The sequence below is a fragment of the Marinomonas sp. IMCC 4694 genome, assembly GCF_008122525.1.
In the GTDB taxonomy this organism is placed as follows: domain Bacteria; phylum Pseudomonadota; class Gammaproteobacteria; order Pseudomonadales; family Marinomonadaceae; genus Marinomonas.
This window is the reverse complement of sequence record NZ_VSRV01000001.1, coordinates 1,225,039-1,243,604: the sequence shown is the minus strand read 5'-3', so window position 1 is coordinate 1,243,604 and position 18,566 is coordinate 1,225,039. Positions and strand designations below refer to the sequence as shown.

Genomic DNA, 18,566 nt, shown 5'->3' with positions numbered 1-18,566 from the left:
GATGGTTTCATCCAACCAAAAAATAGGATTGGATGAAACGGTTGCACCGTTATATGGGGAGGTCACTATCTTCAATTATGTTCCATGTAAACGAGCAAACTAACACGACACTAACAACGCGACCCCCATCCCGCCGCCGATGCAAAGCGTCGCCAGTCCTTTTTTAGCGTCTTGACGCTGCATTTCATGCAACAAGCTCACGAGAATTCGACAACCCGATGCACCAATGGGATGACCTAAGGCGACGGCACCGCCGTTCACGTTGACTTTACTCGTGTCTAAACCGAGCTCTTGATTCACGCACATGGCTTGCACGGCAAAGGCTTCATTGGCTTCGATAAGATCCAAATCACTCACTTGCCAATTGGCTTTGGCAAGGGCTTTTTTCGTCGCAGCAATCGGGCCCGTACCCATGATTTCTGGATCAACGCCCGCCGCGCTGCCCGCTTCAATCACCGCCAAAACGGGCAAGCCTAAACGGTTGGCGTATTCATCCGTCGTCACAATCACCATGGCCGCACCGTCGTTGAGGGTCGATGCGTTGCCCGCGGTGACCGTGCCTTCTTTGGTAAAAGCAGGACGCAATATCGCCAGTGTCTCCGCGCTGGTGTTCGGGCGAATTTGTTCATCCGCGTCGATGATAATCGGCTCGCCTTTGCGTTGAGGAATCGAGACAGGAATGATTTCTTCTACAAAACGCCCAGCGGCTTGCGCTGCGGCCGCTTTGTGTTGTGAATTAACCGCGAAGGCGTCTTGCTCTTCTCGACTAATATCCCAACGGTTGGCGATGTTCTCCGCCGTTTGTCCCATGTGGTAATCGTTAAACGCATCCCACAAACCGTCGGTGACCATGGTATCTATCATGGTCCAGTGGCCCATCTTTTTGCCTGAGCGGCTGTTCGGAAGCACATGCGCGGCTTGGCTCATGCTTTCTTGTCCGCCCGCAACAATCATATTGGCATCGCCGTTCAGCACCGCTTGTGCGGCCAGTTGCACGGCTTTTAAACCAGAGCCACAGACTTTGTTGATGGTCATGGCCGACACTTGGTTCGGCAAACCCGCATGAATGGCGGTTTGACGCGCTGGGTTTTGGCCGCAGCCTGCTGCCAAAACTTGCCCCAAAATCACATCGTCAATGTGGTCTTTTAGTTCGGGTTGTTTTTCCAACATACCGGATAACAATTGAGTGCCAAGTTGCACGGCGCTTAAGGAAGATAATCCACCATTAAAGGCGCCTATTGGCGTTCTTGCCGCCGCTACAATGACTGCTTTCATAACTGATATTCCTATTTATTGTATAGTTTTTGTTTTTGTTTTAGTGCCTGTCTGCCCCTACGTTCGCCATTATCGGGCCTAAATACTTAGGCAAATGTCATTTCTGGGACGTGATCAGGCACAATGAGCTTACCTTGGGTTTTCTCGATGATTTCTTCCACCGTCACCCCAGGCGCTCTTTCTTTTAGCACAAAAGCACCGTTTTCAATTTCTAGCCATGCCAAGTCGGTCAGTACTTTTTTGATACAACCTTTGCCCGTTAATGGCAACGCGCATTCGCTGAGCAATTTGGATTCACCGTGCTTAGAAGCGTGAGTCATGGTGACAATGATATTGTCGGCGCCCGCCACCAAATCCATCGCCCCACCCATGCCTTTGATCAATTTATTAGGGATCATCCATGAAGCGATATTGCCGTTTACGTCGACTTCAAACGCCCCTAACACGGTCAAATCCACATGGCCGCCACGGATCATCGCAAAGGATTCTGCCGATGAAAAAATAGACGCGCCTTTAACGGTAGTCACGGTTTGCTTGCCGGCATTGATCATGTCGGCGTCGATGGTGTCTTCGGTAGGAAATTCGCCCATTCCCAATAAGCCATTTTCCGATTGCAGCATCACTTCCATGTTTGATGGCACATAGTTGGCCACCAGCGTTGGAATACCAATGCCAAGGTTCACGTAAAAACCGTCTTGTAATTCTTGGGCGACGCGCTGCGCCATTTGCTCTCTTGTTAATGCCATGACTAAGCCTCCTTCACCGTTCTTTTTTCAATGCGTTTTTCGAAGTGACCAACAATCACACGGTCAACATAAATACCTGGCGTGTGAATGTGCGCCGGGTCAAGCTCACCCACCTCGACGAGCTCTTCCACTTCAACCACGGTGATTTTACCGGCTGTCGCGGCCAGAGGATTAAAGTTTTGTGCGGTGTGGCGGTAAACCACATTACCGTAACGATCGGCTTTCCAGCCCTTCACGATGGCGAAGTCGCCGGTAATGGCTTCTTCTAATAAATATTCACGACCGTTAAAAAGTTTGGTTTCTTTGCCTTCTGCGACCGGCGTGCCCACGCCGGTCGCAGTATAAAAAGCAGGAATGCCGGCGCCGCCAGCGCGCATTTTTTCAGCAAGGGTGCCTTGTGGTGTCAGCTCGACCTCAAGTTCACCGTTCAATAATTGCTTTTCAAACAGCGCATTTTCGCCCACATAAGACGACACCATCTTGCGTATTTGTTTGTCTTCCAACAAGACACCCAAACCAAAACCATCCACGCCACAGTTGTTTGATACCACGGTTAAGCCCGTGGTGCCTTTGCGCTTAATTTCAGCGATCAGATTTTCTGGAATACCACACAAACCAAACCCCCCAGCCAGAACGGTCATGCCATTTTCTAGGCCCGCCATGGCCTCTTCGTAAGAGCTGACGACTTTGTCAAAACCTGCCATTGTTTGTCTCCCGTTTTGTGTTTGTTACATACAATCAGTTTGACTCATAACGATAAATTAATTAAATTTGTTTTAACTGTTTATTAATAAGTTTTTTAAAACAATAAATACCACATCATGTCACCGGAACCCACATTGTGAATATCAAACAAGTTCGCGCTTTTCTCGCTGTAGCCCAGTCGTTAAGCTTTGCCAGTGCGGCGACCCAACTGCACCTATCACAGCCAGCCTTAAGCTTATCGATCAGAAACTTGGAAGATAATTTAGGCGGAAAGCTCTTTACTCGCACCACACGCCACATTGCACTCACACCGGAGGGGCACGCTTTAGTTCCGCTGGCCAGACGATTATTGGCCCAGTGGGAAAACGCCGAAGATGAAATGAAACAACGGTTTGCTCTGCAAATGGGTAAGATTACGCTGGCGTCTATGCCGTCTTTTGCAGCGTCTTTGCTGCCTAAAGCCATTCGTAATTATCACGCGTCTTATCCGAACATTCAGGTTGCCATCGATGATGTGCTGTCCGATATCGTGGTCGAAATGGTGCGAAATAATCAGGTCGAATTGGGCATTACCTTCGAGCCAAGCACCCTATTGGATTTGTCTTTCCATCCACTTTATGAAGACAGGTTTATCGCGATCTTGCCAAAAAATCACCCACTGGAAGGACAAGACACGATTTGTTGGCGGGCGCTTTTAGAATACGATTTCATCACCTTGCAACGCCCTTCTAGTGTTCGCGCCATGATAGAAAGTACACTCCATGAGGCAGGCATCGAACTCAATGTGGCGTTTGATGCTCACCAACTTGCTACGGTAGGGCGCATGGTCAGCGAAGACATGGGCGTGGCTGTTGTCCCGGCGTTGTGCCGACAACAAGCCATAGAACAAGGCGCAATCTGCCGACCAGTGATAGCACCCGAAATTCGCCGACGAGTTGGCGTGATCTGCCAACCCAGATCCAACCTATCCATCGCCGCAGCGGCCATGCTGGATGTGCTAATCGAAACCTACTCTTAACCCTGCTCAACCTAAACCTCTTATTTACCGTTAGCGTTTTTTGTTAATACACAATAAATAATCAAGGGCGTCGTTTTCGACACGTCTTTTGGTCGTATAAAGACCGATCCTTTTTGCTGCTGGTGACAAAATAATCGATCGTGCAAAAAAACAAAAACAACTGCAAAAAGGATGTCGTTATGAGTCAATACGCAAACCGTGGGGTCATTTACCAAGGCAATGGCACCGTAAAAGTAGAAGCTATCCCTTTTCCTGAACTGGCGATTGGTAAGCGTCGCTGTGACCATGGTGTGATTTTAAAAGTCGTCACCACCAATATTTGTGGCAGTGATCAGCATATGGTTCGGGGTCGAACCACCGCCCCCAGCGGCTTAGTGCTTGGTCATGAAATCACCGGCGAAGTCATAGAATGTGGCCGCGATGTGGAGTTTATTAAGGTGGGTGATCTGGTCTCTGTGCCTTTTAACATTGCGTGCGGCCGTTGCCGCAACTGCAAAGAAGGTAAAACTGGCATTTGCCTAAACGTAAACCCAGCCCGCCCTGGTGCTGCCTACGGTTACGTGGACATGGGCGGCTGGGTTGGCGGACAAGCCGACTACGTCATGGTGCCTTATGCTGACTTTAACCTACTAAAATTCCCCGATGCGGACCAAGCCCGTGAAAAAATTCAGGACTTAACACTACTTTCTGACATTTTCCCTACTGGCTTTCACGGTTGTATCACGGCTGGCGTTGGACCGGGTTCGACGGTTTACATAGCAGGCGCAGGACCGGTTGGCTTGGCCGCCGCCGCGTCGGCTCATTTGTTAGGCGCAGCCTGTGTTATTGTGGGTGATATGGTGGAAGATCGCTTGAATCAAGCGCGTTCTTTTGGCTGCGAAACCATCGATTTACGAGAAGAAGGCGATATTCAAGACAAAATTGAAGCCATTCTAGGCGATCGTGAGGTGGATGCCTTTGTCGACTGTGTGGGTTTTGAAGCCCACGCCTGTGGCTGCAACCATCATCAGGAATCCCCTGCTGTGGTGTTAAACTCAGCCATGACCATCACCCGCGCCGGTGGTCAAATTGGCATCCCAGGGTTGTACGTAACAGAAGACCCAGGTGCCACCGACAGCGCAGCACAACAAGGCAGCCTAAGTATGCGTTTCGGACTGGGTTGGGCTAAATCCCATTCCCTTCATACTGGCCAATGCCCAGTGATGAAATACCATAGAGCACTGATGCAAGCGATCTTATTTGATAAAATCGACATCGCCAAAGCGGTCAACGTACAAATGATCTCACTGGATCAAGCACCGCAAGGCTACGCCGACTTCGACGGCGGCGCCGCGAAGAAATTCGTCATCGACCCTCATAAAATGGTGAGCTGAGTGACTAAGCAGCAATAATAAAAAACTCGCTAACCGAACAGGCTAGCGAGTTTTTTTATGTAAACCGTCAAGTTTTATTTAATGTATGCCGTCTGATAATTCTGACGCATCGAGATTAGCAGGTTGTCCACCACCAAAACGATACGTTAACGAGCCTAAAACTCGTGGTGAAGCGTCATCATAAATATCCGATACAGACGCACCACCCACTTTCTTCCATGCGGCAAAAATATCAGCACTCCAATCACCGCGTTGGTACTTTAAACCAAACCCGGCACCGGCCAAATTACGCGTTTCAGTTAACAAAGAAGCAGTAGGTTTTGCATAAGTACTTACACGGCCCGCATCATAAAACACATAAGGTGTGTATTCATTTATGCTGTAGCGTAATTCTAACTGCGTGTAGTAGCCTTCATCGCCACCGCCATTAATACCCGCTTCACCAGAAGGGTAAGCGCGAACGGCATTCGTGCCGCCCAAATATAAATCCTCTGAAGAATCTAAGTTTTTGTTGGCTTGTTGAGCGCTACCTTTAACGAAAAGACTAAAACCCGCGGGCAATGACTGAATACGAGCAATATCTAGGGTAGTCTTAACAAAATCGCCGTCACTGTTCACGGTATCTTCATCATTAGAAAGATTACCAATACCGAGTGTTAGCGCGCCGTAAGTAATACCTCCACCCAAATACTGATCACGTGTATCAAACGAAAGCGCCAATGGAATACTGTTTACCGACTTGGATAATTTGCTGTTTGCGGATCTGTAAAAGTCCATCAGCTCTTTACGCTCAAGATTTACTTTCGCGTTTACGTTGGTGAGTTGTGAACGAATAAGTGGATAGCTTAATCCCACGCTGTAAACAGCAGAACTGCCTATGGCATCCAGAGATTCATACTCTCGTCCCAAACTGTATTCCGTCCGACTGTAAGTGGCGTTGGCTCTTAAACCGTTTGGCATCACTGGCAAACTGTAGCCTAAATAGCCAAACACCATATTTTCATCGGTATACATGGCCCGTGCAGTGATCTCATCACCCAATGTCCACAGACGAGATCTCTTCACACCAGTTTGAACACGGTTGTATCCCGTATATCGACTACCTTGATTATCGACCGTCACATCACCAGAGAACAGCTCTTCAGGAACTAAAAGTACATTAAGGTTTGCTGTACCAGGCTGCTCACCAGGGCTGATGGAAGGCAAAGCCTTGTAGCCCGGAAGATCGTTCATAATTAACGATATACGCTCCAGCTTACTCGACTCTATCACCTCACCTGCCATGATTGACGACAAGTACCCTTGCCCACTGACTTGAATGTCTTTCGTTGATTTAACCGTAGCGCGGCCGTATTGACCTTCTAACACATCAATACGCAACTCTCCCTCTTTCATGCTTTGCGCAGGGATGTACGCTTTCGCAAACGGATAGCCACGGTCACGATAAAACTGACTAATGGTGTTAGCAAGCGCTCGATAGCCGGCTAAATCATAGGACTTATCCGTTATATCGCCCAAACTAAGCAACACTTCGGCTTCTGTGAAAACCGACAGTCCCGTAAGGCGCAGCGCTCTTAAGACGGCTTGAGGCCCACCAGAACGAGTTTCTGTTAACGCATTACCATCAAACTGAATGTTAAAATCAGAGGCCTCAGGCACCACTAACCCTTGCTGGGTTTGTTGCATAATGGTTCCTGAATTAACCGGTGGCAAGGTCGCTGCATGAGCGCTCATTGCCACCGTGGTTAAAACTGTCCCGACCATTAGATTAAAAGGCACGATGGCATTTTGTGTAAATAGTATTTTCTTCATAAAATCTAACCTTAATCTTAATTTTCGGTAGTTGCTTGATCAACAGATTCTTCAAAACCTTCTTGTTCCGCTGTGGCATCCGCCTCCACAGGACTCGTAGTTTCTCCTTCGGTCGAGCTGGCGACATCATCAGTAACAATGGCAGCGCTAGTAGCTTCATTAGGAGCAGCCGCTTCAACAGGACTAACAGCTTGATCAGGGCTAACAGCTTGATCAGGAGCCACTCCAGCTGACGTCACGGTATTAACACCGCCATCAACGATGAACACTTGGTTGCCAAAATCCACACCACTGTTAGCTTGTGCTAATAATACCGCCTCTACCGGAGTCCCTCCCTGAGCGTCAGAATTCACCGAGGTGGTGATTACTTCTGCCCCCGTCGATTGAATAGCAACCACTCTCATGCCGCCCACGCCCATAACTGGCGCATTGCCTAAGTTTGGCTGAGGAATCACCACAGGGACAGGGGCCGCCACTGGAATATTGACCGCAGGGATGTTATTTGGATTAATGTCAGCGGTTGTTGTCATCGTATTGGCAGGTGCCGTTAAGCGACCTAACGCATTTTTCACCATCACAACGTAGTTGGCTGCATCGGCACCAGCAACGGCTAGGCCATTAATTTTTACCGTTTTATCTACACCAACAGCCATATCGGAAAAGTTAGCCTCCGTAAAGGTGATAAAGGCTTGCTCATTGCCAACAATGCCGTTCACGACCAATGGATTAGCTTTATCATTACCCTCTCTTAAATTGGCGTTTTCTTTAGCAACCGACAACACTGTTTTGGTATCGGTTTTTGCATCAAAGATTTTATCTTCCGTTTTTGCAACCGCTACCAAAGAGCGAGCAGCAATGGAAGCATCACCTGATGCTGTAGTCGGTAACGTGTAGTTGGAGGTTAACGACCCATTTACACCGCCAAAATCAGTTGATGCTAAGTCAGTGGTAACAGTGTTCGCATTAGCAACATTTTTGCTGTTATAAGTCCCCGCCGATTTATTAACGGCAAGGTTTTCACTTCCAACAAGACCCACTAGATTAAAGTTACTGTTAGTCAAAGTCGCCGCTGTATTGCCGTCATAAGTCTTAGTGGGCGAACCAATAATAGAAACGGTAAGCGTTTTTTTCGTAATACTACCAGCTCCCGTTGCCGTCACCGGCATGGTGTAGTTGCTGGCCAGTGTTGAGCCCTCTACAGCGAAATCGTCTGCTAATAGACTCGTTGTAACGCTGCTCACATCGGCGACGTCTTTATCATCATAAGTCCCTGTTGCTTTACTTACCGTGAAGCCTTCACCAGTAACAAGGTTCGCTATGTTGAAGTTGTTATTGGTTAATGTCGCATCGGTATTGCCGTCGTACACTTTAGTAGGTGTTTCAATAATCGACGCCGTCAGTGTTCTAGCGGCAATACTACCGGCTCCCGTTGCCGTCATAGTCAGATTATAGTTACTTGCTAAAGTGCCGCTTACTTCAGTGAAGTCTCCTTCAACTAAGCTAATCATGACGCTATTGGCATCCGCTACGTCTTTATCGTTATACATCCCTGTTGTGTTTTTAACGGTGAAACTTTCACTACCGACCAAGCCCGCTAGGCTGAAGTTGTCATTCGTTAGTGTCGCATCGGTATTACCGTCATACACTTTAGTTGGTGTATCCGTAATCGAAGCGGTTAACGTTTGTTTGGTAATACTACCGGTCCCCGTTGCCGTAGTCGGCAATACATAGTTGTCAACGAGTGTGCCAACTGCAACGTTAAAATTCTCTGTCGTTAGGCTGGTTGTTACTAAGTTAGCCGTTGCGACATCTTTGCTGTTGTATTCAAAGACTTTGGACTCTGTACTTTTTAAGGTAACCCCTTCTACAGACACAACACCGGTCAATGTTAATCCATTTCCTGTGAAATCGACTGTCTTAGCGCCATCATAAACCTTAGTAATAGGATTATTTAACGTAACCGCTAACTGCTTAGGCGACACAATATAGCTATAGGCGGAGTCCTCAATCTTATAGCCCAATTCAATTGCTCCTGTTAGAGAGCCTGTACGTGTAATCCCATAAGTCGCTGCGTTTTTAATCGTTCCACCACCAGTGACCTGCCAAACAAAATTGTCTGTGAATTGCGATGTATCACCGTTCTTAATGCCCGAAATATCACCAGTCGAAGGAGTGACCGCAATACCGTCATATACTTTATCGGCAACTAATTCAACGGTTAATGTGGGTTGCTCACGATAAACGGCGTAGCTACCCGCGCCTAAAGCGGTGGTATAGTTGGTAGTTGCTTCGTCACTCTTATAGCGGTAATGCCCATTACCAAAATTATACGAACCACTGTCTTCAAGGCTGCCGGTGTAAACGGTTGCTCGGCCTCCACTTCCTGTAGACAAATTAGCCTTCAATAAAACATTGCCACCAGTAGCCGTGCCTACTGCTGTGTCTAAGCCGGCATTAAGGGTTATTGCATTATCTGCCGTTGAGGTAGTTGTAATGTTGTTATTGACCGTTAGATCGTCGGCTTTAGTAGCAATACTTACCGTTCCTGTTGCTGATATACCATTCACAGAGGACAAACTACCGATAGTCAGCGCCTTGTTGGTCGTGACATCTAGGTTAGCCACGCCCGTTGCGGCTAAGGTTCCAGCGACAAAATCATCGCCAGTACCCGCCCCTATGTTGCCGGTGATGGTGTAATTGGCAGGCCCTTTGAGCAACAAGTTACCCGCACTGAGATCACTCCAAATAAAAGAACCACCATCCATTTGACCAATGGTAACTTGACCTGTTGCAGAATACTTGGTTGTCTCAAAGCCAGTATTTAAGTTACCGCCACCGACCATACTGAAGTTGTTAAACGTTGTTGCTGTAGAATCTCTCAAAGTTATCGCGCCATTATTCGCCGCTCCTTTATTACCGCTGGTGTCTATTGCTAAAGAGTAAGCTGGATCATTGTTTGTGAGTTCGGCTCCTGTGCTACCGACAGTGACTGACCCTGCTGAAATGTCAGATGTTGTTGATGCTTGTCCAGAAACAAAACCCGGATAGGTATCAATCGACACGTCATTGGCTAAGACTACTTCAGAACCCAATATATCAATATCGGCCTGGTTGGATTGCAAGTTACCTTTAAGCGTAATAGTTGACCCTGTATAGCTTTGAGCGCTGGTGGTTGAGTACGAGCCGCTATTCTTATACGTGGTAACAGCAGGCAATATTATTGTGCCCCAAGTTTCTGATGTTGACCCTTCGGTATTAACCGTCATCGAACCTGCACTAAATGTGCCTGTGGTTGATGCTGGGTACAAATTGACATCGCCACCATTACCACCTGTAGAACTGGTATTAAAACTATAATTTCGAGAAGACTTACCTGATAAACTATAACCAGAGAAGGTAATATCACCGCTATGGGTTACTGATTGGTTGGTGTCGATGAACACATCAGGTATGTTGTAAGAGGAAGTGGATTCTCCACCACTTAATGCCACTTTACCTGTTGCCGTAAAACCACCGTTAAGCGCATAGCTTGCACCCGTTAATGAAATCGAACCGTCTTTATCTGTCGTTGCTCCAGAGCCTATAAACGATAAGTCGGTTAGGTATGAACCTGCAGTATTGGTAGCGTTCATATCTGTCGAGATGTTTCCACCAGATCCGTCACTAGAGCTTGAGTCAAGCGTTAACGCAGCCGTTACACCCGTATTCGCAGAGATATCAACACCTCTACTGCCTGAGCTATTATTTAACGAGATACGGCCAGCAGCGCCTACTGATGTGGTATTGGTTTTGTCGTCTGCGTTACTGTCAATGCGAGATGAACCGGCCAATTTAAAGGTATTACTGACTAACGAGATGTTACCGCCATTGGTGTTCACATCACCATTTAACGTAATACTCTTAGTAATTGAAGATAAGTTGAAATAACCTGAACCACCATAAATGTTATTCACCTGAATGTCTTTATTATAGGCATACAAATCAAAATTACGGTTAAAGCCCGATAGCACGACACTGTCGGTAGAATTTTCTAACGTGATGAGCCCATTACCCGTATCTGAGTAATTCAGATTTTCCGTAACAGCATTATTGTCAAATAAATCAATCGCTACTGTGTGCGCTCTTGCTGTACTGTCCGTGCTTGAGTAACTGACTTTTATAGTTTTAAAGTGCTCTGCAGACAGTTCATGAAGGTCGATGTCACCACTTTCATTGTTAATCGTCAGTACGTTTTCACCCACATTGGCTTCGCCGACTTCTCCGCCTTTGGCGACTTTAAGGGTATAGCCATCGCCACCAATTGAAGCGGTGTCTGTCGTATTATTTGCAGTAGTTAAATTTAAATTACCGACTGTCACGGTTGGTGTCGATTCATTTGATAATGTAGTGGCTGTAATCGTATCGCCGACACTCTGAACATGGTCGACTGAGTAAGCCAGAATCTGTTTACCATAGTAAGAGGTTAATGAAAGCGTAGCCGCACCAATGTCGATGGCATTGTCTGCCATGATAATGTTGCGTGATTCACTAATTGAAGCTCCCGTTTTCAAGCTAACGTTACGATTATCGGTTTTAATACCCGATAATGAATTCTCTGTATCTATCGTGTGGATAATGGTTTCGTTTAAAGCCGTTGTCTCTATGTTGACGAAATCCCCATTGGTCGACAGAATATGATGATGTCCTGCTGCAGTCCCATTAGTGTCAACCGCCGAAAAATTAATGCTGTTGTAGTCGCTGTTACGCAACCAGGTTGAACCACCAGAATTATTGATATTTAGTGTGTTCGCCGTCACTTCAAGCGCATTGCCCCAGACGTTATCACCGCTGGTTTTGACCCCCGCATTGCTGGAGTTTAACGTCAGCGTGCCATTTGGTAGGTAAACCTCTTTGTGTGCAAAATCACTGGGCGCAGTAGTCGAGCTGTAATCAGCTGCCGCATTGTCGGCTTTAATTTCACCGTAAGTGGAGCCAGACAATGCCGTTAACGTTAAATTCAGCCCTGTTCCATTTAGAAGTGCGTTATCAGAAGAATTAACAGACGTAAATCCTCCGGTAGCGACAATAGCCCCATTCGCCAAGGTAATATTGGGGGCTTTAATGGTTATATTTTTGGAAGAGGTTTCGTCAACAAAACCACCCGTAGCAATACTAAACAAGCCATTGGCATCCGTTGTGGCTAACAGTCTATGCGATCCGTCGCCATTAAAATCTATCCGTTGTGTTGTGTTCTTAGTGCTGACATCTGTCGTTAAGTTTAAAGTCGAGAAATTAGAGCTTTCGCTTTCATTGGCAAACTTAATATATGAGTTGCCGACAGTATTGGTAATATTAATGGTTCCATAACTACTAGAAAATAATACTGGAGAATCATCAGAACCTATATTCTCAGCACTCGTCACATTTACCATTGCGGACGAAGAGTTCGTGCTAATTTTGGTAGAGGCTGTACTTGCGCCAGTAATGGAACCGCCTGCTTCGAGTGTCACAGAAACAGGGACAGTCCCTATGGATTCATTATTTGCGGTTCCTAAACGAAGGCGATTGGTTTCCGTCTCATTGTTGTAACCTGAAGAACTGGCAGTAGAATTCAACGAATAATACTTACCCGTCGCATCGCCTGTTGGTAGATTAATATCTTCGGTCACTTTAACAATCAGTGAGCCAGTACCAACGTTTATTTGACCCCCTGTGTTCATGGTGAAGTTTTCAGCAGAGGCTGTAACAACATCAGGATAAGGGGCATTGTAGGCGTACGATACACCATTGGTCGCCGTTCCTAATGTCACTGAACCAACATAAAAGTTACCATTATTGGTGGTGACACTGCCGTTGGTGCCAAAAATAACATCGCCGCCATTAGTATTATCGCTGTTCGCTGTTAAAACGACATTGAGACGTTGTTTTTCTGAACTGATCGCCCCGTTCACTGTGATGTTGCTAGTTGACGTAACGGTCAGTGTGGTGTCCGTTGTAATATCAACTGGCTTTTCTTCTGTTCCGCCGACAACCGCTACTTTGGTGATGACATCATTAATCGTAATACCACCAAAATCGGCGCTGGTAATAGCGTTGTCTGTATTGATATCTATTAGGTTATTTTTACCCGCTAAGGTGTTACTTAGCGCTACTTTGTCGCTGCTGGCCGTTAGCTCGTAATTGACTGTTTTTAACGCATCAGATATGGTTTGCCCAGTAATATCACCACCGGTTTCCGCCACAACCGTATCAAACGTCGAAACAGGCGTTTTCCAAGTTCCGTTTGCTGTATTACCCGCCGTGGTAACGTTAGCGCTGGTGGTGTTTAAAAGTACAAACGCACCATTGGTCACGATTGTACCGCCAGCGCCACTGGTCGTGCTGGCATTTAACACGCCCACTAAATTAATAAAGTCCGCCGCTGTAGAGGCGTCTTTTGCTAAGGTAATGTTGCCACCATTCGCCGTTGTGCTACTGGCGTCCAAGGCGCCCTTCTGAGTGATGTTTGTACCATACAAGGCAATACTTTCTGGAGACGTAAGGGTTTTGCCACTCTCTACGGTGATGTCCTTCGCCGACGTTAGCGTTAAAGCACCACCTGCTGTTAGATTTTCGGATACAGTAATGTCACCGTCTACAGTCGAAACACTTAACGCCCCAGACGTGATCATAGAGCCTAACTGAGAGGTTTCTGTCGTAATATCAGCTGCGCCTACTAACTCTTTTGCACTGACAAACTCAACACTTCCAGTGTTAGCGGTTAGTGTTCCAATAGCGTTGCCTTCATCACTCAGAGTATGCGTGCCACCCGCGCCAAGTAGATTCAAGTCTTGCCCACCGGTAATGGCTCCGGTTTGGGTCACGGTGCCCGTTGACTGTAAAGTCAATGCGTCGTTAAACGCGGTGGCACCAATGGTAATATCGCCTGATTGACTGGAATCACCAATCACAATGCCAGAGAAACCATCCGCAATTTTTGAGACAAAATCAGCAGAAAGTAGTTGAAGTGTGTCCACTGCATTATCGTCAATCGTATCCACAATACTAATCGCGTCGCTGGCAGTATCGCTCGTAATATTCAATGCACCCGAGCCAGAAATGGCTTTGCCTTCGGCTACCGAAAGTTCATCCACTTTTAACGTCAGATTATTCGCACCAGCGGCTAAATTATTACTGACGGACAAAGCACCACTAGTTTGCAGTATTGCTGCGTCTTTAAAGGTTGTGTCTGCGCCAATCTCAATACCGCCGGTATGGTCGGCGCTACCTATGGTTATATTTGCAAACCCACCGGAAAAATCCGTGCTAATGTTTGTGGTCGTTAATTGCAAAGCATCGGCTGTTGTACCGCCCACATCAATCAGTTTATCTGCTGTTTTAGTGGTTATTTGCAAAGTTCCAGAACCAGCCACTGTTTTTCCATCCGCTATCGTTAAAGCGTCGGTATTGAATGTGATGTTACCCGCACCCGTGGCGATATTTTCGTTGATGGTTAACGCATCAGAAGTCAGGTTCAAAGCTCCTGATGTCGTAATAGCACCAGTAGTTTGGGCTGAACTGTTCACTAACGCCACACTACCTGTATTGGCGGTTAGATTACCAATGACATTGCCTGTATTAGTCAGGGTATGCGTGCCACCGACGCCCAATAAATTTAAATCCTGATCACCTGTAATGGCACCCGTTTGGGTGACTGCGCCAGAAGTTTGTAATGTCAACGCCTTATCAAAAGCAACTTCTGCAATCGTAATATTGCCTGATTGGCTCGCACTACCTATTACAACCTCCGAGAAACTATCGGCAAAGTCAGTATTAAGATTGTCAGCTGTCAGTTGCAGGTCTCCGTCTGCACTACCGATACCAATCGTTTTACTATCGGTATTAGAAGCAACGGTAAGTACACCGGTACCAGAAATAGCTTTGCCATCTTCTACCGAAAGATCGCCCACTTTTAACGTCAGATTATTCGTACCAGCCGCTAAATTATTGCTTACTGACAAAATGCCGCCAGTTTGTAGTGTGACTGAAGCGGCCAAGGTAGAATCTTCTGCAATATTAATATCGCCAGTTTGATCCACGCCACCAATGACAATGTCAGAGAAATCACTGACAATCTTGCTGCCAAAATCCGCAGCGTTTAATTGCTGGCTTGTTCCACCAATGTCAATTGTTTCGCTGTCTTTTTCAGATGCCACCGTCAACACACCCGAACCAGAAATGTTTCTGCCATCGGCGATAGTAAGTTTGCCTACTTTTAAGGTCAAATTGTTTCCGCGGACATCTAGATTATCTTTAACCGCTAAAGTACCGCCAGTTTGAAGCGTGGTTGAATCGTTAATCGAGGTGCCGACACCAATTTCAATGCCGACACCAATTTCAATGCCACCAGTATGATCGGCACTGCCTATGGTTATAGCTGAGAAACCATCGACAAAATCACCAGTCAAAATTTGCAAAGCGCCAGAACCGCCATTAACACCAATCGTTGTGGTGGCTGTTTTAGCGGCTATCTGTAAAGCCCCCTCTCCAGCAACCGTCTTACCACTCGCAACCGATAGAACGTCGGTGTTGAATGTGATATTACCCGTACCAGTGACAATGTTTTCATTGATGGTTAAGGCATCAGAAGTCAGGTTAAGTGCACCGGTTGTGGTAATCGCACCAGTGGTTTGGGCTGAACGGTTCACCAACTCAACACTGCCGGTATTCGCGGTCAAGGTACCAATCGCATTAGATACGTTGGTTAGGGTGTATGCTCCACCCGTGCCTGATAGGTTTAGGTCTTGTCCGCCGATAATGGCAGCGGTTTGTGTCACCGCGCCAGTAGAAGACAGCTCAACTGCGCCTCCAGTATTAATAGCTCCAAGAGTTAAAGCATTCGCGGTTAACTTCAATGCCCCAGTTGTGCTAATAGCGCCGGTGGTTTGGGCTGAACGGTTCACCAATTCAACACTGCCAGTATTAGCCGTAAGCGTGCCAATCGCATTAGAAGCGTTGGTTAGGGTATATGTTCCGCCAGTCCCCAATAGGTTTAGAGCTTGCCCGCCGGTAATGGCAGCGGTTTGTGTCACCGTGCCAGTCGAAGACAATTCAACCGCGCCGGTGGTAGCAATGTCTCCTAAACTGTAGCTCGTACCATGGAAGTTCAATGTGCTGCTGGTGGCCGTTAACTGGCCTATCGCATTGTCAGCATTATTTAACGTGTGAGCCCCACCACCTAGCAATGTCAGGTTCTGATCACCGGTAATGGCACCGCTTTGAGTTATGCTACCCGTGGTTTGCAGTGTCAATGCATCATTCAAAGCGGTTGCGCCAACATCAATGTTTCCTGACTGATTCGCATCACCAATCGTGATATCTGAGAATCCATCGACAAAGTCTGTACTAAAATTAGTCGCCGTGATTTGCAGAGTGCCTGCTCCACCACCGATACCAATGGTTGTGGCTGCTGTTTTGGCCGCTATTTGTAGTGAACCCGTACTTTTGACCGTGCCGCTGGTAACAGTCAGTGCATCAGTATTAAATGTTATGTCCCCAGCATCGGCATCGATATCTCCATTGATCGTCAGCGCATCAGAGGTGAGGCTTAACGCCCCAGTTGTAGTAATAGGGCCAGTAGTTTGTGCAGAGCCATTCACCAATTCCACACTGCCAGTATTAGCCGTAAGCGTGCCAATCGCATTAGAAGCGTTGGTTAGGGTATATGTTCCGCCAGTCCCCAATAGGTTTAGAGCTTGTCCGCCGGTAATGGCACCGGTTTGGGTGACCGCACCAGTAGAAGACAGTTCAACCGCACCGGTTGATGTAATGCTACCTAGGCTAATGTCACCCGTGGATAATATTTTAACGTTACCGGCTGTTGCCGTGATCGCTTGTGTGGTTACCGCAGCCGCAGAACTTGTGTCTGTTGCGCCACCTATAAAGACATTACCACCATTCGTCGTGATGGAAGATCCAGCTCCCATCGTCACTGCGCCAGTACTGTTACTGTCGTTGTCTGCGCGAAGCACGGTGTTAAGTGCGCCCGTGGTCGAGGTAATAGACACATTGTCATTAATAACAATATTGTTTGCAGCGGTTAACGTGAGTGTTGCCTCTGCGCCGGATGATTTCGAAATATTCGCTGCAACGGTGATATCACCGTCTCTAGCCACTTCCGCATCTGTCTGAACGGTCACGCTAGTGCCCGCGTTTAACGCGGTTTCAATGGTTTCTGCACCAATATCACTGTTTGTAGCGTCACTCGTAAGACTGCCACCATTGCCAGAACTGATAGTTATGTTCGTTGGATCAAGCAACCATTCAGAAGCTTTCACTTGAGTGCCCGTTGCCACGTTTAAAGCGTGACCAGAGGTTTCGATTTTGCCACCGTCGGTGTTTTCACCTTGGCCTGTTGCACTAATGCTACCAGCCACTTTGGTCACGCTATCAGCATTTTTGATGTCAGACCACACCACCACTTTACCGCCATCACCCTGCACCGTAGCGCTGGCTGAAATATCACTGGTCTGCGTTAAGGTAACCTTGGTCGCATGGGCATATTGATCGGCGTTTTCACCTTGCCAATCACCACCTAGTAGAATGTCACCACCGCCGGTTGCCCCGTCGGCAACCACGGTTCCGCTGTTGGTAATATCATCACCCATAAAGACGATTTCGCCGCCTTGGGATACTAAGCTTGTAGCTTCGACAATACCGGAATTATTAACAACACTGGCCGCAAGATCACCAGCGGCTTTGGCGGTAAGCAAAATGTGACCGCCGTCGGCTCTTATCGCGCCGCCGTTTTGTATCAAAGCATCAATAGCCCCTTGCTGTACCTCAACACTGACCGTACCGCCCATGTTGACTAAGACAGAGTCCCCCGCAGCAAGCTGAACGCTGCCCTGATTCGCAATAATATCGCCCATGTTTTGTACGGTCGCTGCAATCATCACGACGTAACCACCGTCGGTTGCCACTAGGCGGCCTCGGTTAACAACTGCGTTGCCGTTGCTGCCTTCAAACACAAAATTGTCGGCACTGAAATTTTCGTTCGTTAGGTCTCTTGTCGACGCAATCAGACCGCCTACGTTAACTTGTGCTGTGGAGCTAAACAAAATGCCATTGGGGTTGATAAGAAAGACTTGACCGTTAGCGTTGATCGCGCCCTGAATAGTGGACACATCCGAACCGGTAACACGGTTTAAAGCAATGGAAGACGCCGAAGGTTGAATGAAGTTAACCGTGCTATCTTGACCAACGCTGAACGATTGCCAATCGATGGCCATTTTCTGGGTTGTTTGCGTGATATTAAGCGTGTTCGCATCGGATTGAGAAATATTACCTGAACCTAAACTTACCGCGCCCGCACTAGGCAACGCCCCTGCATAAACTTGAGCACTCACCAAGAAAACGCTACCAGCAATTAAACTCAGTCTGGCTTTTTGATGACGTCCTTGGTTTTTCTTTTTACCGGCACTCTTGCCAATTTCACTCACAGCTTGCCAAACACCTAACGAGGAATTCCAGATAACACGGTAAATACGGTTCATAAACAAATCTCAGCATAATTTTTATTACCTCTAATATATAATGACTTGAAAAAAATTCACATAAAAGAAATGTAATTTTTGTTGTGATTTGTAAAAAAGCTTGTCAATTAATTATTAAATACAG

At 47.0% G+C, this 18,566-nt stretch carries 7 protein-coding genes; 2 read left to right on the top strand and 5 right to left on the bottom strand.

Features of this window, described 5'->3' with window-relative positions; all coding sequences use genetic code 11:
• Window positions 1–99: 99 nt before the first annotated feature.
• The 3 genes from FXV75_RS05670 to FXV75_RS05660 form a co-directional block, all read right to left on the bottom strand.
• Complete coding sequence (locus tag FXV75_RS05670) at window positions 100–1,275, bottom strand: acetyl-CoA C-acetyltransferase (protein ID WP_148831582.1); 1,176 nt, start codon at window positions 1,273–1,275, stop codon at window positions 100–102.
• An 86-nt stretch (window positions 1,276–1,361) separates the two neighbouring features.
• On the bottom strand, window positions 1,362–2,021 hold the full coding sequence (locus FXV75_RS05665) for a CoA transferase subunit B (protein ID WP_148831581.1): 660 nt from the start codon (window positions 2,019–2,021) through the stop codon (window positions 1,362–1,364).
• Between the two features lie 2 nt (window positions 2,022–2,023).
• Window positions 2,024–2,725 carry a CoA transferase subunit A gene (locus FXV75_RS05660; RefSeq protein ID WP_148831580.1) on the bottom strand — a complete coding sequence of 234 codons (702 nt, stop codon included), beginning with the start codon at window positions 2,723–2,725 and terminating at the stop codon, window positions 2,024–2,026.
• 137 nt (window positions 2,726–2,862) lie between these two features.
• On the opposite strand from FXV75_RS05660, the gene FXV75_RS05655 reads away from it, so the two are divergent.
• Together FXV75_RS05655 and fdhA are read left to right on the top strand one after the other, a co-directional pair.
• Window positions 2,863–3,744 (top strand): LysR family transcriptional regulator, encoded by an 882-nt coding sequence (locus tag FXV75_RS05655; RefSeq protein ID WP_148831579.1) that lies wholly within the window; start codon window positions 2,863–2,865, stop codon window positions 3,742–3,744.
• 179 nt (window positions 3,745–3,923) lie between these two features.
• A complete protein-coding gene (gene fdhA, locus FXV75_RS05650; protein WP_148831578.1) occupies window positions 3,924–5,117 on the top strand; it encodes a formaldehyde dehydrogenase, glutathione-independent in 1,194 nt (397 codons plus the stop codon).
• A gap of 78 nt (window positions 5,118–5,195) precedes the next feature.
• Here the strand turns inward: fdhA and FXV75_RS05645 are convergent, their stop codons facing one another.
• Window positions 5,196–6,929 (bottom strand): ShlB/FhaC/HecB family hemolysin secretion/activation protein, encoded by a 1,734-nt coding sequence (locus FXV75_RS05645; protein WP_148831577.1) that lies wholly within the window; start codon window positions 6,927–6,929, stop codon window positions 5,196–5,198.
• Window positions 6,930–6,946: 17 nt separating this feature from the next.
• Entirely contained in the window at window positions 6,947–18,442 is an 11,496-nt protein-coding gene (locus FXV75_RS05640; RefSeq protein ID WP_148835249.1) for a YDG domain-containing protein, read from the bottom strand.
• Window positions 18,443–18,566: the final 124 nt, after the last annotated feature.

Excerpts from the sequence above, each read along its gene's own strand:
- FXV75_RS05665 (WP_148831581.1), bottom strand. The coding sequence starts at position 2,021 with ATGGCATTAACAAGAGAGCAAATGGCGCAGCGCGTCGCCCAAGAATTA.
- FXV75_RS05645 (WP_148831577.1), bottom strand. The coding sequence starts at position 6,929 with ATGAAGAAAATACTATTTACACAAAATGCCATCGTGCCTTTTAATCTA.
- FXV75_RS05660 (WP_148831580.1), bottom strand. The coding sequence starts at position 2,725 with ATGGCAGGTTTTGACAAAGTCGTCAGCTCTTACGAAGAGGCCATGGCG.
- FXV75_RS05640 (WP_148835249.1), bottom strand. The coding sequence starts at position 18,442 with ATGAACCGTATTTACCGTGTTATCTGGAATTCCTCGTTAGGTGTTTGG.
- FXV75_RS05670 (WP_148831582.1), bottom strand. The coding sequence starts at position 1,275 with ATGAAAGCAGTCATTGTAGCGGCGGCAAGAACGCCAATAGGCGCCTTT.
- fdhA (WP_148831578.1), top strand. The coding sequence starts at position 3,924 with ATGAGTCAATACGCAAACCGTGGGGTCATTTACCAAGGCAATGGCACC.